The sequence below is a fragment of the Ruminococcus flavefaciens 007c genome, assembly GCF_000571935.1.
In the GTDB taxonomy this organism is placed as follows: Bacteria; Bacillota; Clostridia; order Oscillospirales; family Ruminococcaceae; genus Ruminococcus; species Ruminococcus flavefaciens_F.
This window is the reverse complement of sequence record NZ_ATAX01000036.1, coordinates 68943-93764: the sequence shown is the minus strand read 5'-3', so window position 1 is coordinate 93764 and position 24822 is coordinate 68943. Positions and strand designations below refer to the sequence as shown.

Genomic DNA, 24822 nt, shown 5'->3' with positions numbered 1-24822 from the left:
TAAGATTAAGTATCCCTCAGAATAATGAACAAGGTTATATGTCTATCTGTACATAATTATAGTATTTTCACTATGAGTAATACAAGTCAAATATTGCGCTCATCGCTCTTGTCGGTCAGATATTGCGCAAACGGAAGCAAACTTTATGCCCAAAATTAGGCAAAAGCAACGTATCTGCGTGCAAATCGTGATTTCAACCGAGCAATTTCCACAAAAAATCATTATGATACATTCACTGCACGTTTGTACATATTATTGCTATTTATTAAAAATGTAACTATACTTTGCATTGTTCATAACAATAAAATGATAAGACAAAAAACAAAATCTCCGACTTTTCACCCACGAAAAACGATCTCCGTTTCGGTGCCTCCGCAGCCGGCATTGACAACGATGCTGCCGACTGCTATAATTTGTATACAGACCTGCAAAAACGGAGGTAACTATGACAGTACAATTAAAACAGGTATTCAGGGACGACCGCGACAAGGAGATCCTTGACCTGATAAACAACAAAGCATTCCCTGCCAACGAGAGGAATTCTCTGGACGACCTCTACGACTCGGGCTCAGACGGCAACCTCGATATGCTGGGCATATACGCAGACCATACTCCGGTGGGCTTCTTTACAGTTAGGAAATACAGGAATATCCGCTATCTTGCATATTTCGCAGTCAGCTCGGATATGCGCTCAAAGGGTATCGGCAGCCGCGCCCTGAAGCTTCTCACGGAATTCTATCCCGATACTCAGATAGTCACTGAATTTGAAGCTCCCGACGAAAGCTGCGGCAACAACTCCGTTCGCCTGCACAGACGGGATTTTTACCTGCGCAACGGCTTCATCGAAACCGGCTGGTACAGCTTCTACGATGAAACGGAATTTTCGATAGCCTGCTCCGAGCCTGATTTTGACAAAGAGGGCTTTGTGCGATTCACCGAGTATCTCCGCACTATAGTCCCGGATCATATCCCCAGGCTTTACAGAAAATAATACCGGAGGAAAAAATGCTGTATTATATGTTCAATAAGCCCCAGGGCTGCGTCACCGCCCGCACAGATGCAGTCCACAGGACAGTTATGGACTATTTTCCAAAAGAACTTGCAGAAAGACTTCATCCTGTCGGGCGGCTGGATATGGACACCTGCGGACTGCTCATACTCACTGATGACGGGGATCTCGATTTCAGGATAATGCAGCCTGACAGACATATCAGCAAGTCCTATTTTTTCTACGCGCTGGGAGCTATGGACGCAGAAAAGCAGCACAGACTGGAATGTGGCATGGAGCTTGCGGGCTTTACCGCCCGTTCTGCGGAATTCCGACTGATAAAGGAATACCGCACAGCAGAGCTGGAAGCCTTCATGCCCGCAAAGCGCCGTGAAAAATATATGAAAAATCCGGACGGTCCCGCCTTTGCGGGAATCCTTACAATACACGAGGGCAAGAAGCATGAAGTAAAAAGGCTGCTTGAAGCTGTCCACTGCAGGATATTCTACCTGCGACGCGACAGTATAGGAGGACTCTCCCTGGACTCCTCCCTTGAAGCAGGAGAATACCGTCCGCTTACAGAAAAAGAGCTTGAACTTCTCATAAATGATGAAAAGAACCGATCTGTGCAGAACACAGATGCGAAATAAATTAAAGGATCAGCGTTTTCCGCTGATCCTTTTCTTTTTCAGTCTATAGACAATGTGATCCGTTATTTCAGATAGGTAACATTGTCGGAATTGCAGAACTCCCGGCTATCTGAGGCAACAAGTTCGTCATGACCCCAGCGATCCCTTTTATAATAAAGAATACGCCCTTTTCACTTTAATTACAGAGCTATTAGCCCTTTTTGGTCAATATACGGTGAAATAATTGCTCTTATCCCTTGATCTTTCATGTGTGTGGCTGCCATATTCCCCTATACTAAGCCATTTCAGGCTGTTATTATCTCTTTTTTCCCCCGAATCCCCCGTTTACTCCAAAAAATCTCCTCCTTACTCCCGTTTGATTGAAGAAAGACGCTCTTTGATGTAAAGTATACTTGTAAGGAAAAAACGAAGCAATCTGACGTCAGGAATTATAATAACCCTTAATAAAAAATCATTAAAATCAAAATGTTAAAATTCAGGAGGAAAAAATTATGTTTAAGAAGTCAATCGCAGCTCTCATGGCTGTATCACTCTGTTTCGCAGGAATGGCTGCACCCGTATCATCAAATCTCAGCACAATAACACCTATATGCGCATCTGCTGCATATGAAAACGGAAGGCTCTACAATCAGTGGGATTCTCAGTGGGCTAATGTTCATTTTACAAAGTATTCAACAGATCCCTCTCAGAATAATATGAAGGTATCAGCCTGCGGCGTATTCGCTTTCTGCAATGCCATCTATGCACTTAACTATACTTATGCAGACGCAAAGGCAGTTGCAACATGGGGCGTAAATGACGGAGGCTACAGACCCGGTGCAGGCGGTACATACAGAGATATTTTCTTCAGCCATGTTCAGGCAGCTTACGGTGACGCATACAAGTTTACCATGGATGGAATGTACTCAGGCAAGGTCACAGACTCAAGATTTATCAATCACCTTAGCAGCGGTGGAGTTGCTGTAGTTCACGTCTACGGACACTTTATAGCTATAACAGGCTACAGAAACGGCCAGTATCATGTTATCGACAGCGCTGTAACCTCAGGCAGAGGTCTGGCTGCTGACGGCTGGGTATCGGCATCCAAACTCCAGTCAGGAACTACAAATGTAGACTGGTATGCTCTTCTTTCAAACAAACCGTCAGGAAACGAAAACCAGAACTGCCCTTATACCAAGAGATTTGAGAGCGGCACAAAGCTCTACGCAGCTCCCGGTTCAAGCCAGGTAACAACAACTCTTACATCTGCAAACGTGTATACTATCGTTGAAGAGCAGACTGTAAACGGCGTTAAGTACGGCAAGTTCAAGAGCGGTGCAGGCTGGGCTATATTGAGTGAGAACCTCAACTGGGGACCTGTTGCAACAAACTACACAAAACGTTTTGAAAAGGGTACAAAGCTTTATACGGCAGCAGGCTCAAGCGAAGTAAAAACAACACTTTCAGAGGGCAGCGTATTCACCATCGTTCAAGAGCAGATGGTAAACGGCGTTAAGTACGGAAAGTTCAAGAGCGGCGCAGGCTGGGCTATACTCTGATAATACATAATACAAACGAAAGAGCTGTTGAGAGGATCATCTCAACAGCCCTTTTTTATTATGCGGCAGTTCTCATGCCGCATATCCTATCATACGCCGTACAATTTATGCTTTTACATTATCTCCTTTCTTGTCTGCATGAGATAGATGTCGCTGCTGCCCCTTACGCCTGCATTGAGGTCCGAATACGAGTCTACCGACTTATCAGATGCCTTTACGCTGCGGACTCCCGACCAGTAAGGCGCACGTACCACACCGCTGCCGCGGACGACAACATCAAGCTTTGTCAGCGGACGGAACTGCTTATCGCGTGTTGAGCAGATGTAAATGTATTTTCCGCCTGCTCCCTTGTTAAGATCAATGTCCAGACGGCTGTATACAGCCTTTATACCATTGTGAGTGATGGTCTTTGTCTTCCAGGTCTCCTTCTTATTGCTCTCATAGATAAGAAGATTGGTTATGGGATTTACACTATTACCGACACAGTAGCTCATATAGATCCAGTCGCCTCCTGCTCCCTTGTTAAGATCTACATCTATCAGAGTCTTGCCTGCGCCGACAAGGTCCTTGGCACCGCTCTGTGTATTTGCTGCCTGGATACAGAAACCTGTAACATAGTAGCGCTTCTTTTTGGTCAGATTAAGGATATACTCGGGATCAGTGCTGTTGTTGACATGGGCTATACTCGTCCGGCAATACTCGGAATGACTTATCTCAGAATATGCCCAGACATCATACTCTCCCTTCGGCAGAGCGTATGTGCAGAAATATCCGTTGGCGTCTGTTTTGAGCTCTACCTCGGGCTTCATTGTCATTACCTGACTATCGGTATGCTTGCCCTTTACGATCTTTACTGTGGCACCTGCCACTGTACGACCTGTATCGGGGTTCATTACATGACCGCATATCCTGAATGACGATTTGGTGATATAATTGCTTATTTTCGACACGAAATTCCATGGACCGCAGTTCTTAGATGTGATCTTGCCTGTTTTGATCTCACCCATATATCCGTCGCATCTTGAGAATTTAATGATACAATTCTCATTTTCACGAAGCGATATCTCATATTCACCGTTAGAGTTCGTTACCGTTGACCATGTACACTTGCCGCCGCTTGCCAGATATGCACTTACCGTTACACCGGGAACAGCATATCCGTCATTCGAATCTGTCACCCTTCCTTTTACCTTGATATTTTTATGTGCACTGGTATAAGAAGTAATATTCGGGAAAATACCTGTTTCAAGGAAAGCATCGGCAATAGCTCCGATATTTTTCTGTCTCTCATAAGAATACTTTACATCAACCTTCATTGTCAGGGCTGCTCTTACCAGAGCATAGAAGCAGTCACTGAAATTGCTCCTCTGGCCTAAATACTGCATTGACTTAAAGAACAGTGCAGAAAGGTCATATCTGTTGCGTCTGTTTACAGTAAGCCATTTTTTCTGGATAAGATATGCCGTATGTGTCATGATCTGACAATTATCATGCACATATCCCTGATCGTTTGCAAGACCCGGCTTTTCTTTATCGCCAAGGCTTTTATAATCTTTCATGGTTTTTCCGTTGTCAAACTTGCGGGGAGAACGGAGAGTTTTATTTTCACCATGAGTATCAAGAGTGTCATCCTGAACAAATTCACCCATTATATCAGCATATGCTTCGTCAAGAGCACCTGACTGATTCTCATATACAGGAGCCCATATTGCATTATCTACCGCATGAGTAAACTCATGGCCTATTACATCAAGGCTTCTTTCATAACCGCCTCTTGTAGCAAGACATATCTTGGTAAACCTCTTTTCACCGGAAGCAAAGCAGGCATTGGGTCTATTTGTATATTCATGATAATTCATAACAATACGTATCTTTTTGCCCTTTCCGTCAGCACCTTTATGTCCAAGTACTCCGCGGTAATAATCATATACCTTCTTGATATTGTTATAAGCGGTAACTGCCTGAGAATCTGAAAGCACAGTGCTTCCTTCGGATGTGGCTTCAACTGCGGTCTCGGTTCTTGTATTATTATGGTCGTCATAGATCTCGATCTTCCTTTCTCCGTCGTAAAGGCTGAAAGGAGAACCGCCGTCTTTATTAAGTATGCTTATATCGTCTCTTTCATTGAGCAGTGTTGTGATATGTCTGTTGGTATTGATGTCAATAGTGAAGAGATTAGGCATTGTTCTTAAAATAGTTCCATTCACGGCACTTACATAGACCTTTGTCTCTTCTGTATTGATACACCAGCTGAGAGAAGTATTATCATCATCGTCCACGTAATAGATAAGTCCCTCTGAGCTGATGATCTCTCCGTACTTTCTTTCGGCAATGGCCTTTGCCTCATCTTCGGTGATCTTCACGGTGTCATCACAGGAGATATTCAGATACTGACCGCTGAGGGACTCTGCATTGCCTTCAGCATCAGTTGATACTACAAGGGTATGGGCAAAAACAGGTATGCCCTTGTGGTACTGCTTCATACGATAGAAGGTAGTACCGCTGATATCCTGTCTGATCTCAACGTCGTCCTCAGAGAATTCCTGCTCTGCATTTTCAAAGCCCATAGTATGATGCAAGCAGTTAAGTGCGCTGATAGCCTTTTTGGCAGAGGTGATCTTTTCATCGGAGATACGTCCCATAATAAATGAGGGACGCTCCTTTTCGCTCATGATCACAGAGAAGCCGGTGTCCTTGCTGCGGTTCTCTGCCTGCTTGATCTCCTCAGCCATGGAAGCAAATTTCGGAACAGCCTTCTTCTTTGTAAAGGCAGGCATCTTATGTATTGCTGTCAGTTCGGCAGAATACGACATATCTCTCAGCGACTCTCTTGCCTCGTTCACAGCCTCAAGACAGTCTGTGATATTATCGTAGGAATTGCCTTCAATAAGCACATTTCCGCCGCTTTCTCTCAATCTGAAGTTCAGCTTGTCGTCCTTTTCTTTGAACACCTCGAATTTTGTGCCTTCCTTGACTTCAAAGCCTTCCTTGAGCTGAAGCTCTATGTCCGCATCGGCAGCATCCTTTGAAATGTTCCTGAGACTTCTGCGGGTAAACTTATCCGCTGACAAAAGCTTGCCTGCTGCGATCTGAACGCCCTTTTCATTTTTCAGAACAAGGCGCTCCTCACCCTTTTTACCGTTTTCAATAATATACTTTGACATCTTATCCATATTAATACAACTCCTTTTTTATAAATGATATTAAAATGAAAAATGTCCGGCGCCTGAACATTTTAAACTTTAGCCTTTGCTATGTTCTTATTCTATCATAAAAGAAGCTGTCAAAACAAGAGATATCTGTCATTTCTTCAATGACAATTGTCACGATATAAATGCCTTTTGTCACTGTTCATCCATAATATACCATCGATCAGGTCATGCCTCTGCTTACTGGTCCAGAGGGGCGAGCCTGAGGGGGGTACCCTCTGTCATTTTACGTATTTCCTCCTCATCGTCAAGGTGCATGAGATATACATGGACTCCGCTCTCCGCAAGAGCCGTCAGCTCTGTCAGCATATCCTTCAGGTAAAGGTGGACTCCGCTTTTATAATAAGCTGCTTCGGTATACAGGAATGAACCGCTTTCCAGAAGCGGTATGAAGGGTGCCAAGGTAGCGGTATCCCCTGTATAGATCGTGTTATTTCCGTGTATATTCAGGTGATATCCGAAGCACCTTCCCTCAAGTGGCTTTACATGAGTGGTGGGTACTGCGGCAATGAACCATTTCTTCTTCAGTTCATCGGCAGTGATTATATCGAACCACTCCTTCTCGCAGCCCTCTATTCTCATGAGCAGCAGCAGAATGTCATCCCTGACCTCCTCCGACGGCGCAACTATTGTCACCTTCTTTTTCATACAGCTTGCAAACCATACATATTGCAGCATAGTTCCCGTACCGCCGCTGTGATCGCCATGGGTATGGGTTATAAGGATGTAGATATTATCGTACTGCTGCCAGTTCATCTTCTTGACCTTGTGGTATGAAGTACCGGGACAGTCAATGAGCACCAGTTCGTTACCCTCAGTGAAGAATGCCGAGTTATGAGCGTCGGCAAAAGCCGCGCCCCTGCCAAGAAACGTGAGCAGACTGTCATTCCGTATCTCATGAAGCATATATGAAATATGCTCTCCCACATTTTCAATAGTGCTGTGGCTGCCGTTAACTCTCCTGACGACACGCGAGAGCTTCACGCAGTCTGCATAATTATCAGGCAATATCGTATCCGATTCACTGCAGAGAGTATATGCACGCTCATTCCTGTCAGCAGAGGACATACAACGGTACTGTTCAACATAGTCCGCGGATATACCCGAGGAGATTATAAGCTCCAGCCTGTGAGGATAATTACAGGGATTTGTAAGTATACAGGGACGTCTGAAACGGCGGCTGAGCTTATCCGCAAACCAGCCTCCCAGACTCTGTCCTACGAAGATGAAATCATCGGAGCTCACCATAGCCGTCAGCTTCTCAAGGAGGTCATCGGGAGCAGTACCCATATAATCCAGCTTGGGCGAGATAATATTTCCCTCAGGCAATATCCCGCAGAGAGCCTTGTAATTCTTGTTATCGGCCTCACCCATGAAGCCGTGAAGATTCAGTATTTTCATTTTTCTCCCCCTATAAGCTTTATAAGTGCGCTTTCAAAGTCCTTATCCTGCCGGGCAGTCCGCTTTGGGAGCCCCTTTGTACGTCCTCCGCCGCGGCGTATCTTAGCCGATACAGCACGGAATTCGAGGAGTCCCGAAATATTCTCCTCCGTATACTGCCTGCCGTCCTGATTCAGAACTGCCGCACGCCTGCTGAGGCACATGGCCGCCAGTCCGTAATCCTGTGTTATGGCAATATCTCCCGCACACACAAGGTTAACAAGGCGGAAATCCGCACTGTCCGCACCCTTGTCAACGATAATGGTATCTGCGTACTCACGCTGTATGGAATGAGCCGTATCGCAGATTATGGTACAGTCCAGACCGTACTTTTTTGCCGTCCTGACCGCAATATCAACTACGGGACAGCCGTCGGCATCTATAAAAATCCTCATATGCATCACCTGTATTCAGAAAAATCTTTCAGCAAGGAACTGCGCTGCAAACAAAGCCGCTATGCCGACTGTTACGCTCAGTATGACATATGCAGCAGCTGTAAGCCAGGCGCCCTTCTCCATAAGGCCGCCCGTTTCAAGGGCAAAGGACGAAAAGGTCGTAAATCCGCCGCAGATACCGACTTTCAGGAATAGCACCAGCTTCGGAGAAGACGAAAAATGCTTTAACGCCAGTGCAGCTGCAAGTCCAATAAGAAAGCAGCCTGTTATATTCACTATAAACGTTTTTAGCGGAAAACCGTCATCGCTGCCTATGGGAAGTCTGCTTATCAGGAACCTGCATACCGCGCCTATTGCACCGCCTGCCGCAACTGCCAGACAATCTGTCATAATATCACCTCATCCAATATATTATCCTCATTATAACACACCTCAGAGGCATTTTACAATACATCAAAAAAATGTTATAATAGATACAAACTACTATTCGGAGGAACAAAATGAAAGCAGTTATCGCAATAGATTCATTCAAAGGCAGCCTTTCCTCCATGGAGGCAGGCAAGGCCACAGCAGATGGCATAAAACGTGTATTTCCCGACGCAGAAACAGTCATAAAGCCCGTTGCCGACGGCGGTGAAGGCACTGTTGAAGCCCTTGTATCGGGGCTTGAGGGATGTTTGGCGGAAGCCGAAGTCAGCGATCCGCTGGGCAGACGTATCAAAGCTGTATACGGCATACTCCCCGACAATACCGCGGTGATCGAAATGTCGGCAGCCTCGGGACTACCGCTGCTTTCTGCTTCGGAACGTGATGTCATGCACGCAACCACCTACGGTACGGGAGAACTTATACTTGACGCCGTAAAGCGTGGCTGCCGCAATTTCATCATAGGTATCGGCGGCAGCGCTACCAACGACGGAGGTATCGGCTGTTTACAGGCTCTCGGCTTCGGTATGCTTGACAAGGACGGGAAACAGGTGGGATACGGCGCGCAAGGCCTTTCGCAGCTTGTCCGCATCACAGACGAAAATGTGATACCCGAACTTGAATACTGCCGTTTTTATGTTGCCTGTGATGTCAGAAACCCACTCTGCGGTGAAAACGGATGCAGCAGGATATTTGCTCCGCAAAAGGGTGCAAGCGAAGCAATTATCGATCCGATGGACGTAAGTATGCGCAGTTACGCCGAGCTCACCGCAGGCTTCAATCCCTCTGCTTCTCCCGATACTGCGGGAGCCGGCGCGGCAGGCGGTCTCGGATTTGCGCTGATGTACTATCTGAATGCACAGATCTGTCAGGGAGCAGACCTTATAATAAAACGGACGGGACTGGAAGAGGCTGTAAAAGGCGCTGACATAGTTATCACGGGCGAAGGCTGTCTCGACGATCAGACCGCCATGGGAAAGGCTCCCATAGGTATCGCAGCCCTTGCAAAGGCGCACGGAAAGCCGGTTATAGCCTTCAGCGGTGCTGTCCGCCACGGAGCAAGGCTCTGCAACGAAAAGGGTATCGACGCATTCTTCCCTGTACTGCGCAGTGTATGCACTCTTGAAGAGGCTATGGACGCTGAAAACGCCCGCTCTGCCATTGCAGATACTGCTGAACAGGTATTCAGGACCATCAGAATGTTTTCAAAGACTTTCATCTGATTTCCCCTATGGAAACAGATAAGCCCCTTCTGAAGAAGGGGCTTTTTCAATACTTATGTATCACTGCACATCAGAGTGCATTCTTTTTGCTTTCATCACTTACAGATACGTTGATCGGCTTGATGTCCTGATTTCTTCGTCTGACATCCCTTGATTCCTTTATAGGCTTGGGCTCATGCTCCATGAACTCATAACCGTTGGCTGCAACCAACATCCTGATGTCAGGCTGCATTTTGAGGGGAATACCAAGTTCAACACACTTATCAACGATATCCTTGATCCACTCAAACTTAAGAGGAGCAGCGTTATCGCCGACCTCACCGCCAATGATAACCCAGCAGTAATCCTTTCCGAATGTCTCTAAAAGCTTATCAAGGTTCACAGGATCAATATGCTCAAGCACAGGCTGATAAACCACGCAGCCGGTGATACGGTGCTTTCCTGCCTTCTCAACAAGCTCAAGGATACGCTCGGTACAATCATTCCTGTCTACTGTACATGAAATAACTACATTACGCAGATCGGTACAGACAGGGATATTTTCGAGGTGAATACCCTTCGGACGCTTTGTTACCAGCTGGAATGTGTCAACACATCTGCCTTTTCTGCGCTTGAGAGCGTTTGCTGCAATGATCTGCTGAAGAACATTTTCCTGCCACTCGGGCTTCCAGCATCCGTAGTCAGACATATAAGTCAGGAACCAGTCGATAGGGTTCTCGCTTTCAATGTTAAAAAGCTCGGGAACATCGTTGCCGTCCTCGTCCTTCTCGATCTTGTAAAAACCGCGGAAGACAGATCTTCTGAAGTCATCGGTGATCTCAAAATGATTTACCACCCTTTTGGTAAAGCAATAAGTACAGCCGACGGGACATCCCACCACGGGAGAATAAACTTTTGTATTAAGGTGCGTATCATAGTTGATGTCTTTAAGTATACGCTTAAGTGCGAGCTGATTTCCGTCATAGAAAGCGTGTACCTTCTGTATCTGATCCAGAAAGACCTGGTTCAGATTACGGAACTCCTCAAGCTCCTCTCTGACGGGGTGCATATCAATCTTAAGCTTCATAAAGTCAAAACCAGCGAAGTTGCAAATAAGAGTGTTAAGAAGCCTGTTAACGACCTCAGGCTTCTCGAGCATCGTAATAATGCCCGCAGATGGTGCGTTTGTGTAATAATTTTCAATTTTCAGCATAATCAACTTGCCCCTCAGTATTTATTCTTTTTCTCTTCTGTTTCGAGAGCCGCTTATGCAAACGACCGATACGGAATGTCTTTTATCTGTCTTTCCCCTATCATCATAAACGACAGTTCATATGTTTTTTAGACTTCTTTTGGCAAATGTTTTGATTAAAGCTGAAATAATTGCAAATTGTATTTAATATCCCATGTTTATGAAAAAGACTGATATAAAGTACTCCTAAGGGAGCACTTATAAACTAATACTATTATATACTCTATTATCTCTGCCGTCAAGCCCTAATTTTGTTAACCCGAGTTAACAATTATACACTCACCAACCCCAAAAACGCTCCTTACAAACCGCGGATTTTGGCTGTATTTCGAGGCATTCCTGCCTTCTTCATGAAAAAACGGCGTTTTTATCTCCAAAAAAAATTCAGAAAAAATTTTTTTCTTTTGTGTTGCACTGCGTTAACACATAAAAGATAAGCAATGCATTTTTCTTCTCATTTTTGCGATATACCTTCAAATCCAAGTTTGTCCGAAGATGCTTTATGCTTAATTTCAATGTCTGTTTTAAGTGAATTACTATTAATTTTTCACATATTAAAGTATTATGTTTTAACTTAGAAAAAGATACCTTTCTTCCCGTTCCGCAAGTGCGGTTTTGTCCTATATATGATAAAATAAGCGCCCTGCTTCATAATCCCGACGGCTTGAAATATTGTCGCCCCAGCTCCTCCTTGCAGCTTTTTACTTATATTGACATTTGCATATATACACTGTATAATAAAAAAGCTGTTAAAGAGCAGCACAATTTTATTATTCAGGAGGATATTACATGAAACTCATCAAGCATTTCACATCAGCTATGCTGTCAGTTGCAATCATCGCTGGCGCAGCAGCTACAGGTCTTTCTACCAAGATCGACACAAACGCAGCCAATGACGTTCTTATGTACGAAACTGTTCTGAGCAACTGGCAGTCACGTATCAACGCAGAAAAGGCTAAGTTCCCGAACGGAGCATACTGGAATCACAAGGGAAAGAGCTCATACGATGAAAACACATATTCGTATACTCCCTGCAACCACACACCCGAAAAGGTAAAGGGTGCCTGCCAGTGTTCAAAGACTTACACACCACCTGCCCGCTTATCAGACTGGTCTCTGACCGACAGCGGAACAGTTGGTCAGTGCTACGGATTTGCAAGCAAGCTTGCACAGGACATCTGGGGAACAACACAGTTCATCCACGGCACTATCAACTCAAATTACGAGCCTAAAGTAGGCGACAACGTTCGTCTCAGCTTCTCTGTTAAGACAAGCGCAGGTTCGAAGGCTCAGCCTCACAGCATCTTCATCACAGGTATTTCAGGTGAAAACATCACTTTCGCAGACTGTAACGGCGATCTCGAGGACTGCAAGATCAAGTGGGATCAGACAAGATACTATCAGAGCGTTGACGCTTTTGATGTTCAGTACCCCGACAAGAACGGCGTAATGCAGAAGGCAATCTTATACAAGGGCAATGCAAACAGCCGTATAACAGTTACAAAGACTTACCTTAGAGAACACGGCGTATTCTTCGAGCGTCCCGCTATTTCAGGTGACCTCAACATGAACGGTATGCTCGACAGCGGCGATGCAGGTATCTTCGAGAGCACTGTTATGCAGGACGGCCGTACAGCAAGATCCAACTGGGCTCCTTTATCTTTCTATGATGTAAACGGCGACGGTTACGTAAATACAGACGACTATAATGAGATCCGCTACGGCAGAAACAACCTCAGAATCATAAGATCAAACGAGAACGTTACCTGCCGCTGGAAGTCATGCAACCACATCAACGGCTTCCTCTTCAATGACGGTTCTTACTATGTAAAGAACGACATCGGCGGTGTTTCATGGATCGGTACACTTGATTCAGAAGTAACAAATCTTACTGTTTCATCCAGAGTTTACTGCCCCAGCGACAAGACATGGTATGACGTAACAGAGATCGGTTACGAAGCACGCGGAAACGGCGGCGGATACCGTACCTGCACTGCTAACACAAAGATCCAGACATTCACTATCCCGGATACTGTAAAGAAGATCCACTCCTACGCATTTGACGGCGGCGCTCTGAGATCTTTCTATTTCGGCGGTTCTAATTCACAGCTCGAAACAATCGATAATTATGCTTTCTATAATTGTAAGTCACTCACATTCATTGACCTCCGCAAGGCAAAGAATCTCACTACAATCGGCGACAATGCATTTGAAGGCTGCGATAAGCTCAGATACATCGACCTTCCCTTCACTCCCAGCATCAACATCGGTACTTCAGCTAAGGGAAGCATCTTCGGCAACAACAAGACAAACTCCACAACTCTTTATGTAAATAATCCTAACAATGCTGCTTCACCTGCAAGCAATTACCAGGTACTCAAGTTCGGAAGCAAGGATCTTAATTACTGGACAGACGGTCAGGTTAAAATGTACGGTAAGCTTTTCAAGGTTTATCTCCGCGATCAGTACATCAGCCAGAAGGGGATCTATCAAGGTTTCCTGAATCCTCCCCAGTAATCGGTTCTCCGATAAAAACAGTATAATGCAGTGCTCTTTGCCCTGCATATCGATAAAAGCAGAACAGCTGCCGCTCAGGCAGCTGTTCTTTTTATTATTGCGGGATATATTTACTTCCCCTGCGGTTTGTGGTATACTTTCAGCAACCGGGACATAAAATACGTTTTTCACATATTTTTTCTTCAAAGTGAAATATTTGCAGGCTTGAATCGGACTATATAGGTAAGAGGACCTCTATGGCTCATGGAAGGAGGCTTGTACAATGGATGATCTGTCAATTATTGAGCTTTTCCGTGAAAGAGATGAAAAAGCGATCGCTGAAATAAAACAGAAATACGACAAACTCTGTCTTTATGTGGCGGGAAACATTCTATCGCAGCGCGAAGACATAGAAGAATGTATAAATACTGCCTACTATGAGATCTGGAACAATATACCTCCCGAAAGTCCCAATGATCTCAGAACTTACCTGTGCCGTATCGTACGGAATATTGCAATAAAACGGCTCCAGTACAACTCTGCTGCGAAAAGGAACCCGAAATTCACCGTCCCCATAGACGAGATCGCTGAATGTATCCCCTCGGATAAAGGTCAGTCATTATCCGATGACATCCTTGCCGATGCAATCAGCAGATTTCTGAGGACGCAGGACGAAAAGCACCGCAAGGTGTTTGTGCGCCGATACTGGTACGGTGATCCGCTCTCAAAGATAGCAGGGTATTATGATATGAAAGAAAAGACAGTAGCTACATATCTTTTCCGGACAAGAAAAAAACTTAAGGCCTTTTTACAGAAAGAAGGGTACGATTATGAATGAATTGAAATTTCTCGAAGTAATGGGCAAGATCGACGATGATCTTATAAAGGAAGCCGAAATAACTTCCGATACCCTTTCGGAAACAGAGAGCAGCGTTAATGTCAGGGCAGAGCTGAGCGCATCGGGTGTTGAGATATACCGCCGTTCGGGCTGGCTGAGATTTGCAGCTGTCGCTTCGTCGGTGCTTCTCATCATCGGTCTGTCGGCATTTGGCGGATATCGCCTGATGAACCGCAAAAGCGCAAATCCCGACCATAATAACAACGATCCCGTAACCGTTGCCACAACTGCCGAAAACAGTGACAATACCTCCACCGAAAACGCAAAAGGCAGCACAGTCACAACGGGAAAGGGACAAAAAACGACAGTCACAACAGCTGCCGCAGATAATACTGCCGGACAGTCTGCGGTAACCTCAGTTACTGCCAAGAATGGCGATAAAACAAAGTATACGGGTACTTCGGCCGCCGCTGAACGCAGAACAGCTTCCGGCGGTACTACCGCAAAACGCGGCTCGGCTGTCACTACCGCACGTACTACCACCACGGCTCCCAAAACCACGGGATCTGTTGTCAAGCCGCCTGTAAACGGAAGAATGACAGAAGACATCGTTTTACAGCTGGCCCAGAACGGCGACGCGCTCACATGGAAGGACTTTGAGCCATATGAGCACACAGACATCGGCTCGGGACAGGACGTATGGAAGATACTTGTATACAAGGACAGCAAGAGCGGCAATGATTATGACTTCACTCTCATAGTCAGCGGTGTTCCCGAGAAAAAGCCAAAGATAACCCTTGTGCGCGGCGCATATACAGGCTCTTCGTCGCAGGATCGCGTAGACCTTCGCACCGGTGATGTATATAACTTCATGCATCCCGAGATCGCTCTGTCTACCGTGCTGGGCACTCTGAAGGAATGTCACCCCGCCTTTATCAGAAGCATCGAGCTCTCATATCCCTGGTATACCTATCCCGCAAAGCTCAGCTATCCCGAGCTGGAAGAGATACTCCGAATGATACAGGAGCTTACCTTCACAAAGAACGAGGGCAGTAAATGGCAGAGCCTTTCAACCAATATGCTCCGTATTACTGTCACCGATAATAACGGCATGGTCCATGAGCTGGGCACTCAGTACCCGTATTTTCTTGCAGACGGTACGGCATACAGCGTTTCGGCGGAAAAGCTCACGGCACTGACAGAAAGATGCGTTGGCATTATAAAAGAGCATCAGCCCTCCGGGCCCATAGACATCAGCGGCGTATGGTGCTGGCATTCCTTTGAAGATAATATCGGCAGTATAAGAGATATTTCCGAGAGCATCAGACTGTCGCAGTTCCCCGACTTCGTATTCATGTGGAACGGAAAGGAATACTACATAGAAGCCTACAACAGTGCAGGCAGAAAATTCGCCACAATTCCCGTGCAGTTCAACGCATACTTTGCAGATATAAACGGCGACGGATACCCTGAGCTCTGCACGACCTACGATCTGGGACTGAACCGCGATATATTCATCGAGGTCAGGGTCTGGGATATTCATAACGAACTGGCCTACACCCTGTCAGGCGGAGAAGAAGACAACTACATCCTGTATGAGGAAAACGGAGAACTCTTTGTCAACAAGGAATGGAAAAACAGTGCATGGTCGATCCTGTCAAAACACGGCGAAAAAGGCAGACTCGGCTTTGAAAACGGACAGCTTGTATTCATACCTGTATAATACAGAAAAGCCTCTTCTGATGAAGGGGCTTTTTATTTCTATGCAGCAGAAGCTCCTTCTTCTGAAAACAGCCTTTTTCAATGCTCACTTATAACATAATTATACTAAAAACTCCCGTCTGTTCAATAAAGTTTGTCAATAATTGAACTTGAATATTCTCATAAAACAGTGTATCATATATTCTGTAATCAATTAAACACTTTTTACAAACAGAAAGAAGGAGCTTTATGAAAAAAAGAATAATTATATGTATGCTCATATCAGTAATGGTATGCGGAAGCATCGCTTCATGCGGCAAGGAAAGCGGTTCAGGCAGCAAGTCTGCTGCAGAAGCAACAACAACCATGACCGCTGCTGAAGCTGAAACAACAACAACAACAGAAAAGGCTACAGAAGCCGGAACTACCACAGCTGAGTCCACAGAGGCAGCAGAGACAACTGCAACAGCTGCAAACAACAACGGAGCTGCTGAGGATCATCTTGCAGATGCAGCTGCAGTACTCAACAATATAAATAATATTGACGGAATAGGCGGCGGCGCAGGCGTTGAGACAGACACAGCCGATACCAAGCAGGAAGGCTCTGATACCTATGCAAAGGTTACAGACAGCCGCTTTACAACAGTAGATGATGTAAAGAAGTATGTTAACGACGCTATTTGCGGCACTCTCCTCGACAGATACAAGTTCCTTTATGAGGGCGATGATGCTTACTTCAAGGAGTTCGACGGCGCACTCTACTTCATGAGCGCTCAGAGAGGCAGCGGATTCTCTTATACAGGTGAACCCGTTATCACAGATGTTACAGACGATTCATTCACAGCAACCGTTCCCTTCGATAATTTCGGCGGTTCTTCCGATCTGGCTGTAAAGGCAGTAAAGGAAGACGGCAAGTGGAAGGCAAGCTCATTCAGCGTTGACGGCGGTGCAGAAAACGTAAGATAACACGCACGGAACAGTTACCGTTCAATTCTCATATACAGATCAAGCCCCGGAGGAGTAATCCACCGGGGCTTCTTTGTTATACATCAGTTATTGTACTGCCAACGCAGCACATTCACCAATACTTTATTTTACAGCGATCTGCCCAGCTCGTAGGCCTGTTTCGGGTATACTGTGTTCCTTATCATATCCTGAGTCATGCAGTTCACAGCAATAACAGTGCCTGCTATCTCCCATTCAAGGTATTTCGTCATGCCCCTGAATGAAGCCGCAGCGCCGTTTGCCGTTTCTGTACTTGTATCTGCCATGGTGACCATAAGCACTGCCTTCTTGCCGCCGTGCAGGAAAGCATCATTGGCATAGAAACGGTCGATGACTGCTTTTATCTGCGCACTCATGCCGTAATAGTATATGGGCGATACCAGAACGACCGCATCTGCTTCTATCAGATGAGGATTGAGCTCCTGCATATCGTCCTTGAATACACATTCAGGTGTGTCTCCGTGACATTTTTCACAGGCGATACACGGATGTACCTCCTTATCTGCCGAGTCAAAGCGGAATATCTCATGTCCTGCTTCTTCAGCGCCCTTTATAAACTGCTCTGCAAGATAAGCTGTGGTGCCGTTCTTGTGTGAACTTCCTGTTATGATCAAGACCTTCATACTGGTAATCCTCCTTTAATAGCTGTTATAAGATACGGCGGTCAGTTCTGATAATCACGTCCCCCGGACGAATGCTCATTCATATAAATATCAATAACGTCTCTCGGTGGCTGTATCAGCGATTCCTCAAAATGGCACTTCCACTGCACATTCATGCTCATACGGCCATTTTCGATACCGTCAATGGTATCACCGTTTTTGATGGGGCAATCATTCTCATAAATGTATGAGAGCATATTATATGCGTGATTCACCACATGATTCGGATCAAATCCGTGGAAATGATACTGAAGGTCGGGCAGAGCCAGCACACTCATTCCGAGAGTGTCTACTATCATATCATCAGTCCCCTCAATATTAAAGAACCTGACATTGACCGCAAAATAAATAAATCTGCTCTCACGGGGGATATTCTGACTGCGTATTCTTTCCGCAGTGAACATCTTTCCCGAATTCTGAAAATACACAGCTTCACATGAGGGATAGAGCTCCAGCAGTGCTTCCAGATAGTCCATAAGCAGCTCCGAACGATCGGCAGCAGCAAGAGCTCCTCCGAGCATATCGGTGGCAACTACCTGATATCCGCACTCCGCAAGTATCTGCTCGCGCTCGGGACAATCCCACATCTGACTGCGCGTAAATGCGTCAATATTCTCAGGCTTGCTTTCAATACATTCTGTCACCATCAGCAGCGGATGGACTTCCTTGTCCTGAAAAACAGCTGTATACTTTTCAGCTGCAAAGCCCACACATTCGGGGCTGTAACTGAAATTATCAACTTTTCCCAGATGCTTCTGCATGACCGCTGTCATTTCATCTTTTCCCGGTGTCGGACATTTTTCCTTCATAAGCAGCTGCATAACGAATACAAGTCCTTTTTCGGGCTCGCCGCTCAGATCCTGCTTAAAAGCTTCGTTTATTTCTTCCATAGCTGTTCACCTCTTTTTAATACATAAGTTTTTCGGCCTTGTCCTTTATACATTTATAATGTATAAATCGGATGTATTTTATAAAATCATTATACCATACCGCCTTTTTTGTGTCAACTATAACAAAGCTCCGCAGACTGCGTTACTAACTTGACAATATCCGCGATACAGTGTATAATAACTTTAAAAATGACCATTCAGCATGGAAAATGCCTTTTAATAATTCGGGAGGAATCAATATAATAAAAAAAATACTGCTGATCTTACTGCGGCTTCTGACGATACCGTATAGCTATGCTGTACTTGCCATAACATTGCTGTACAGGAAGCCCACTAACACTCACAAAATAAAACCGCCTTTCTGGGAGATTACGGAGCTTATAAAGGGAAATGAGTCTCTGCTTTTTGACATCATAGCAAATACCATCATGCTCTTTCCTCTCGGCATCTTTGCACCGCTCTGCTTCAGAAAGTCTGATAAGCCGAAAAAGATCGCTCTGATAGGCCTTATTGTCTCCGTATCCATCGAGATCGCACAGCTTGTCACCACGCGGGGCTTGTTTGAAATTGACGATATATTCCATAATACCCTTGGTGCATTTTTAGGTGCATATATCGGCTGTCCCCTTGCGAAACGGATATTTACGGAAGACAGCAGCCAACGAAAAAAATAAAAACAGCTTCCTTTGCCGGTTCGCAGCAACAGGAAGCTGTTTTTTATTCAGCATAAGCTGATTACACTCACATCATAAAGGAACCGCTTTCATCCCTTTCCTCCATATCATCAAAAACATCGCTGATGATATCAAAGAGATTATTCATGTACTGCTCCATAAAGAAGCTGATTATATTCTGCGGATCTTCAAATCCGTTTTCACTTATAAACTCCTGAATTTCCTCATCACTTTTCAGATAAGGAACACTGATGTAGTCTTCGACGTCAAAAATATCCTCGGGGAGAGCAGAAAATGCTTCATATATAACTCTCTCAGGAAGGAATTTGCGCAACTGAGACAGAAAGGTTTTAATTTCGCTGTTTTCATTCATACGGATCAACTCTGCGGGTAATACTTGGGAAATAACATTGGTGTTAAACATAAGAAATGCCCCCTTATACGTAGTATTCGAAGCAAAATCGCAAAAAAACGGTGTAAAAGACGTTCTCACAAAAAGCAACGAAAGCTTTCATATACACCACACATTGCGCTGCATAGGTATAAAACAGGTAATTTTCAGGAAATTACTCCGATCATCCTAAGCTTAACGATTATACAGAAAAATGGGGCATTTTTTTCAATATTGAATATTCGGAGTATAAAACCTATATATTGTCCGGATACCATACCTGACATCATTATACCGATGTGTTCCGTTTAATATATTCCCGGCTGCATTAAAGTACAAAAAATACAATCAGGATTATTCAACAGTTTAACGGTTGTCCGAACTTTATATTGATATTATACCACTCACTCACTGAGAAATCAACAAAAACTATCGCTTTTGAATAAAAAACAGCTTTTTCTCCAAGAATTATACGCTACGTTTATGAAAAATGAATAATCAGGCGAAGCTTAAATAATACTATGCGTACAAATAGATTGAGACATAATCTTTTGTATTATTTAATTTCCCTTCATTCTTAAATATTCAGCTGCTCATTTTCGCAATAACACGTTTAACTAAATTAAATACATTAAAACTTTAAATTTTAATCACAGCATTAGCTTTACGGGCTTAATGCGGTATTAAATTAAAGTTTTTCCCATAGCTCCATCCTCACATATAAAATTTATATACCACTCCGCTAAATTATTAATATCCGCCCGCTAAAATATTAAAAAAATACACCCAGGATAATTATAAATTCTTTGCTAAAAACATAAACCTGTAATTACAGGTTCACAAGCACATAAAAAAACAATATTCGGTTAAATAGTCTTGATTCTTTTCAACATTTTGAATACCGTAAACTTTACATGTTGTGTATAAATTGGAGATTATTACAAATAGTGGTTTTCCCTATTGACATAGGCATATAAATATGATATAATAACACGAAAAATTACGTAACGTAACCTATTATTAATATTGTACTAATTGTTATAAAAATGCGCTTTGGAATATAGTTTTAACAAGTATCTGAAATTTCATATATTTTTGGAGGGAATATATTATGAAAATTTCATTTTCGCCGCCTGATATCTCGGTCCTTGAGATACACGAAGTTTGCGAGGCTTTAAAATCAGGCTGGATAACAACAGGACCGATGACCAAGCGTTTTGAGAAGGATATCGCAGAAATGATCGGCGTAAATAAAGCCTGCTGTCTCAACTCTCAGACTGCCTGTGCGGAGATGGCGCTCAGATTGCTGGGAGTAGGCGAGGGTGACGAGGTCATTACTACTGCTTACACATATACAGCAACTGCTGCTGTCGTGTGTCACGTGGGAGCTAAGCTCGTACTGGTGGATACGATGCCCAATAGCTTTGAGATCAATTATGACGCAGTCGAAAAGGCTATAACCGAAAAAACAAAGGTGATAATACCCGTAGATCTTGGCGGCGTACCCTGTAACTACGCAAGGCTCTTCCAGATCGTTGAGAGCAAAAAGTCGTTATTCAGGCCTGCCAACAAGATACAGGAGGCTATCGGACGAGTTATCATCAGTGCTGATACGGCTCACGCTTTCGGTGCAAAGTGGCGCAATATGTATGTCGGAAATATAGCCGACTTTTCAAGCTTCAGCTTCCATGCGGTAAAGAATCTCACTACTGCCGAGGGCGGAGCTCTGACATGGCGTCCTATCGACGGTATCACCGATGAGGAGATATATCATCAGCTCCAGCTTTTCAGCCTTCACGGCCAGAGCAAGGACGCTTTCCAGAAGACTCAGCTGGGTTCATGGGAGTACGACGTTATCGGTACATGGTATAAGTGCAATATGACCGATGTTGTTGCTGCCATCGGTCTCAAGCAGCTGGAAAGATACCCGCGTATGCTTGAATACAGGCGTCAGATAATCAAGTATTATGATGAAGCTCTCAACGCTATAGGTGTGGAGACTCTTCAGCATTATACAAATGAGTATACCTCGTCAGGACATCTCTATATAACAAGAGTTCCGAATATAACCTGCGAGGAAAGAAATGAGATAATCCAGCGCATGGCAGAACAGGGCATAGCTACAAACGTCCACTATAAGCCCCTTCCCATGCACACAGCATATAAGAATATGGGATTTGACATTGCTGACTTCCCCAATGCATATGCTCATTTTGCTAACGAGATCACTCTCCCTCTTCACACTTGTCTTACCGGTGAGATGGAGAATTACGTGATCAGCAATTATGTCAATATAGTAAAGGATTACCTTTGATACTGCGCCGCTGGGAAGATCTCCCCTCTTTCATGAGAACGGATGAGGTAAGACCGTATTGGGAGATATTATGGAAAAAGCGCAGACATCTCGCTGTAAAAAGAGCATTTGACATTGCAACCGCACTGACATTTCTTATGCTCGCCGCAGTACCGATGATGATAATTGCCGTAATGATAAAGCTTGATTCAAAAGGACCTGTACTTTATCGTCAGGAAAGAATAACTACCTACGGTAAGCGTTTCAAAATACACAAATTCCGTACCATGGTGGAAAATGCCGATAGGGTGGGAACAGCTGTTACTGTCAGCAACGACAACAGGATCACCCGCGTCGGCTCTTTGCTGCGCGGACTGAGGCTCGATGAACTGCCTCAGCTGATAGATGTGCTCCAGGGAACTATGAGCTTCGTCGGCACACGTCCCGAAGCATCGAAGTATGTGAAAAAATACCGTCCCGAATTCTTCGCTACACTGCTTATGCCTGCGGGTATAACCAGCGAGGCTTCCATCAGATATAAGGACGAATACAAGCTTCTGAGCGCTTCTGAGGACGTTGATAAGACCTATATCGAGCAGGTGCTCCCCGGAAAGATGGTTTGGAATCTCAATTCCATTGAACGTTTTTCGTTCTTCCGTGAGCTTCTGACCATGATCAGAACAGTTCTGGCTGTTCTTGGAAAAGAATATGATTAAGGGGTTAGTCGGATGATTACCATCAGAAATATGTCGGCATCGGAAAAGGAAAGTATTCGGAAACTGTCCCGCCTTCATACCCGTGCTTTCCCTGATTTTTTCCTCACACAGCTTGGTGTGGGATTCCTTGATGCGTTGTATAAGGGTTACCTTGATGATGAAAGATCGGGTATCATAGTTGCCGAGGATAACGGCAGGCTTGCGGGATTTATAGCTTATTCCTGTGATTATCCGAATTTCTACAAGGGACTGATAAAGCATCATCTGCCGAGATTCGCGCTCTGCTCCGTGGGAGCTGCTCTGAGACACCCTTCCTTCATCAAAAGGCTTCTGGGTGCCTTCAAAAAAAGCGATTCGGTAGTAAAAAGTGAGAAATATGTTGAACTGGCGTCTATATGCGTTGAGCCGAAAATGGGCAAAAAAGGCATAGGCTCAAAGTTGATCGACCACCTCAAGGGCATGGTAGATCTGGATAAGTACGCATATATCAACCTTGAAACAGACGCAGTCAATAATGATGATGTAAACAGATTTTATGTAAAAAACGGCTTTAAGCTGGCAAGAAGTTATTTCTCCTCTGAGGGAAGAAAAATGAACGAATACAGATTCGGAGGATGATATGTCAGTGAAAATGCTCTATATTCTCAATATTGCGGAAAAAGTGAATAATTTCTCCTACTCCGCAATGGTGGCTGCTCAGAACCTCGGTATCGAATTTTCCATCGCGGGAAACTGGGGATACCCCGATGATGCAGCAAGAAAAGCTGATGAAAAAAAATACGGTATAAAGATCTATCAGGTCGATTTTATTCGTGCTCCATATGATCCTCGGAACTATAAGGCTTATCGTCAGATCAAAGCCATAACGGAGCGGGAAAAATTCGACCTGATACACTGTAATACACCTATTGGCGGCATAGTCGGAAGATTAGCCGCAAAAAAATGCGGTGTCAGGAATGTCATTTACCAGGCTCACGGCTTCCATTTTTATAGTGGAGCCCCCTTTATAAACCGAGCTCTTTTCTATCCTATAGAAAAGCACTTTGCAAAATATACCGACGTCCTTGTTACCATAAATCACGAGGACTTTGAAGCCGCAAAGGCCTTCAGGCTGAAAAAGAACGGCAGGCTCCGCTATGTTCACGGAGTAGGCATAGACCTTTCGGTATATGACGTCATTGCCGCACACAGAGACAGTAAACGCGCAGAGCTCGGTCTTGACAATGAGGATATTGCTGTTATTTCCGTTGGTGAACTCAACAGAAATAAAAACAATATCGTAATAGCTCAGGCTATGGCTAAGATAAACAACAAGCATCTGCATTATTATCTCTGCGGCGTCGGCCCCGAGGAGGAAGCTTTGAAAAGCTTTGCTTCCGACCACGGTCTCGCCGATAATATCCACTTTCTCGGATACAGAAACGACATCAAGGAGCTTCTGTCAGCCTGTGATATATTCGTAATGCCTTCCTTCAGAGAAGGACTGTCCCGTTCACTCATGGAGGCTATGGCCTGCGGTCTCCCCTGCGTTGTCTCCAAAATAAGAGGCAACACCGACCTTGTAAAAAAAGGCGGAGGCCATCTTTGCTCCCCTGACTCATCAGATGAGTTTGCCGAAGGCATAAAGGACTGTCTCATATCAGACAGGAATGCCATGGGAGCAGTCAATATGCAGGCTGTCAAGAGCTACGATCTCAGCATAGTAACGGCTGAATGGGAAAAGATCTATAAAGATGTATTATTGTAAGGAATTGTTATTATGACAAGAGCGGATAATAAATTATCATTTAGCATATCATCGATCTGCTTTCTGATATATTTTCTGTTAAAGCCGTTTTATCTCTTTAATAGCGGAACTCTACAGCCGGGAGACTTCTTCCTGCTGCTTTCCTTTGCCTTACTGGTATATGAGAGAAAAAGCGGCCTTAAAAATGATGATTACGTATTCGGAGTATTCCTGATCTGCATTATAATCATAAACTTCATTTATTTTCACATATATCATGCTTCTGAATTTATAAAATCCTGTCTCTATTACGTTTTCAATTATATCGTT

At 44.5% G+C, this 24822-nt stretch carries 21 protein-coding genes; 13 read left to right on the top strand and 8 right to left on the bottom strand.

Annotation, left to right across the window (positions count from 1 at the left end):
• Positions 1 to 445 precede the first annotated feature (445 nt).
• The 3 genes from RF007C_RS16735 (at position 446) to RF007C_RS15090 (ending at position 3176) form a co-directional block, all read left to right on the top strand.
• Positions 446 to 991, top strand: a complete 546-nt coding sequence (locus tag RF007C_RS16735) for a GNAT family N-acetyltransferase (protein ID WP_051456713.1) — start codon at positions 446 to 448, stop codon at positions 989 to 991.
• A gap of 14 nt (positions 992 to 1005) precedes the next feature.
• Positions 1006 to 1638, top strand: coding sequence for a pseudouridine synthase (locus tag RF007C_RS15095; protein WP_051456712.1), 633 nt, complete (start codon positions 1006 to 1008; stop codon positions 1636 to 1638).
• Positions 1639 to 2129: 491 nt separating this feature from the next.
• Positions 2130 to 3176, top strand: coding sequence for a hypothetical protein (locus RF007C_RS15090; RefSeq protein ID WP_037301301.1), 1047 nt, complete (start codon positions 2130 to 2132; stop codon positions 3174 to 3176).
• A 113-nt stretch (positions 3177 to 3289) separates the two neighbouring features.
• On the opposite strand, the gene RF007C_RS15085 is transcribed toward RF007C_RS15090, so the two are convergent.
• The 4 genes from RF007C_RS15085 to crcB all read right to left on the bottom strand — a co-directional run bounded on the left by RF007C_RS15085 (position 3290) and on the right by crcB (position 8610).
• On the bottom strand, positions 3290 to 6349 hold the full coding sequence (locus tag RF007C_RS15085) for a M4 family metallopeptidase (protein ID WP_037301298.1): 3060 nt from the start codon (positions 6347 to 6349) through the stop codon (positions 3290 to 3292).
• 216 nt (positions 6350 to 6565) lie between these two features.
• On the bottom strand, positions 6566 to 7786 hold the full coding sequence (locus RF007C_RS15080; protein ID WP_037301296.1) for a YqiA/YcfP family alpha/beta fold hydrolase: 1221 nt from the start codon (positions 7784 to 7786) through the stop codon (positions 6566 to 6568).
• Positions 7783 to 8220 (bottom strand): YaiI/YqxD family protein, encoded by a 438-nt coding sequence (locus RF007C_RS15075; protein ID WP_037301293.1) that lies wholly within the window; start codon positions 8218 to 8220, stop codon positions 7783 to 7785. The genes RF007C_RS15080 and RF007C_RS15075 overlap by 4 nt, the downstream gene beginning before the upstream one ends.
• Before the next feature lie 15 nt (positions 8221 to 8235).
• Complete coding sequence (gene crcB / locus RF007C_RS15070) at positions 8236 to 8610, bottom strand: fluoride efflux transporter CrcB (RefSeq protein ID WP_037301291.1); 375 nt, start codon at positions 8608 to 8610, stop codon at positions 8236 to 8238.
• Between the two features lie 110 nt (positions 8611 to 8720).
• Between crcB and RF007C_RS15065 the strand changes: the two genes are divergently transcribed.
• On the top strand, positions 8721 to 9869 hold the full coding sequence (locus RF007C_RS15065; RefSeq protein ID WP_037301287.1) for a glycerate kinase family protein: 1149 nt from the start codon (positions 8721 to 8723) through the stop codon (positions 9867 to 9869).
• A 70-nt stretch (positions 9870 to 9939) separates the two neighbouring features.
• On the opposite strand, the gene RF007C_RS15060 is transcribed toward RF007C_RS15065, so the two are convergent.
• The gene (locus RF007C_RS15060; protein ID WP_037301284.1) at positions 9940 to 11061 is read right to left on the bottom strand and encodes a DUF5131 family protein; all 1122 of its coding nucleotides are present in this window, start codon (positions 11059 to 11061) and stop codon (positions 9940 to 9942) included.
• Between the two features lie 828 nt (positions 11062 to 11889).
• Here RF007C_RS15060 and RF007C_RS15055 point away from each other — a divergent pair.
• The 4 genes from RF007C_RS15055 to RF007C_RS15040 all read left to right on the top strand — a co-directional run bounded on the left by RF007C_RS15055 (position 11890) and on the right by RF007C_RS15040 (position 17101).
• Positions 11890 to 13617, top strand: coding sequence for a leucine-rich repeat protein (locus RF007C_RS15055; RefSeq protein WP_037301281.1), 1728 nt, complete (start codon positions 11890 to 11892; stop codon positions 13615 to 13617).
• Positions 13618 to 13879: 262 nt separating this feature from the next.
• Positions 13880 to 14434, top strand: coding sequence for an RNA polymerase sigma factor (locus RF007C_RS15050; RefSeq protein ID WP_019680540.1), 555 nt, complete (start codon positions 13880 to 13882; stop codon positions 14432 to 14434).
• Entirely contained in the window at positions 14427 to 16157 is a 1731-nt protein-coding gene (locus RF007C_RS15045; RefSeq protein WP_037301279.1) for a hypothetical protein, read from the top strand. The genes RF007C_RS15050 and RF007C_RS15045 overlap by 8 nt, the downstream gene beginning before the upstream one ends.
• A 227-nt stretch (positions 16158 to 16384) precedes the next feature.
• Positions 16385 to 17101: a hypothetical protein gene (locus RF007C_RS15040; protein ID WP_037301276.1), complete on the top strand. Its 717-nt coding sequence runs from the start codon at positions 16385 to 16387 to the stop codon at positions 17099 to 17101.
• 128 nt (positions 17102 to 17229) lie between these two features.
• On the opposite strand, the gene RF007C_RS15035 is transcribed toward RF007C_RS15040, so the two are convergent.
• Both RF007C_RS15035 and RF007C_RS15030 read right to left on the bottom strand, forming a co-directional pair.
• Positions 17230 to 17763 carry a flavodoxin family protein gene (locus RF007C_RS15035; protein WP_037301273.1) on the bottom strand — a complete coding sequence of 178 codons (534 nt, stop codon included), beginning with the start codon at positions 17761 to 17763 and terminating at the stop codon, positions 17230 to 17232.
• A gap of 41 nt (positions 17764 to 17804) precedes the next feature.
• Positions 17805 to 18692, bottom strand: a complete 888-nt coding sequence (locus RF007C_RS15030; RefSeq protein WP_037301271.1) for a DUF4261 domain-containing protein — start codon at positions 18690 to 18692, stop codon at positions 17805 to 17807.
• 209 nt (positions 18693 to 18901) lie between these two features.
• Here RF007C_RS15030 and RF007C_RS15025 point away from each other — a divergent pair, with 209 nt between their 5' ends.
• A complete protein-coding gene (locus tag RF007C_RS15025) occupies positions 18902 to 19366 on the top strand; it encodes a VanZ family protein (protein WP_051456711.1) in 465 nt (154 codons plus the stop codon).
• A gap of 67 nt (positions 19367 to 19433) precedes the next feature.
• On the opposite strand, the gene RF007C_RS15020 is transcribed toward RF007C_RS15025, so the two are convergent.
• Positions 19434 to 19790: a hypothetical protein gene (locus tag RF007C_RS15020; RefSeq protein WP_019680546.1), complete on the bottom strand. Its 357-nt coding sequence runs from the start codon at positions 19788 to 19790 to the stop codon at positions 19434 to 19436.
• Positions 19791 to 20868: 1078 nt separating this feature from the next.
• Here RF007C_RS15020 and RF007C_RS15015 point away from each other — a divergent pair.
• The 4 genes from RF007C_RS15015 to RF007C_RS15000 are packed head-to-tail and all read left to right on the top strand — an operon-like array spanning position 20869 to position 24513.
• Positions 20869 to 22071: a DegT/DnrJ/EryC1/StrS family aminotransferase gene (locus RF007C_RS15015; RefSeq protein ID WP_037301268.1), complete on the top strand. Its 1203-nt coding sequence runs from the start codon at positions 20869 to 20871 to the stop codon at positions 22069 to 22071.
• Positions 22072 to 22103: 32 nt separating this feature from the next.
• Positions 22104 to 22766 (top strand): sugar transferase, encoded by a 663-nt coding sequence (locus RF007C_RS15010; RefSeq protein ID WP_173907636.1) that lies wholly within the window; start codon positions 22104 to 22106, stop codon positions 22764 to 22766.
• 12 nt (positions 22767 to 22778) lie between these two features.
• Positions 22779 to 23384 carry a GNAT family N-acetyltransferase gene (locus tag RF007C_RS15005; RefSeq protein WP_037301265.1) on the top strand — a complete coding sequence of 202 codons (606 nt, stop codon included), beginning with the start codon at positions 22779 to 22781 and terminating at the stop codon, positions 23382 to 23384.
• Between the two features lies 1 nt (position 23385).
• On the top strand, positions 23386 to 24513 hold the full coding sequence (locus tag RF007C_RS15000; protein WP_037301262.1) for a glycosyltransferase family 4 protein: 1128 nt from the start codon (positions 23386 to 23388) through the stop codon (positions 24511 to 24513).
• Positions 24514 to 24822 lie beyond the last annotated feature (309 nt).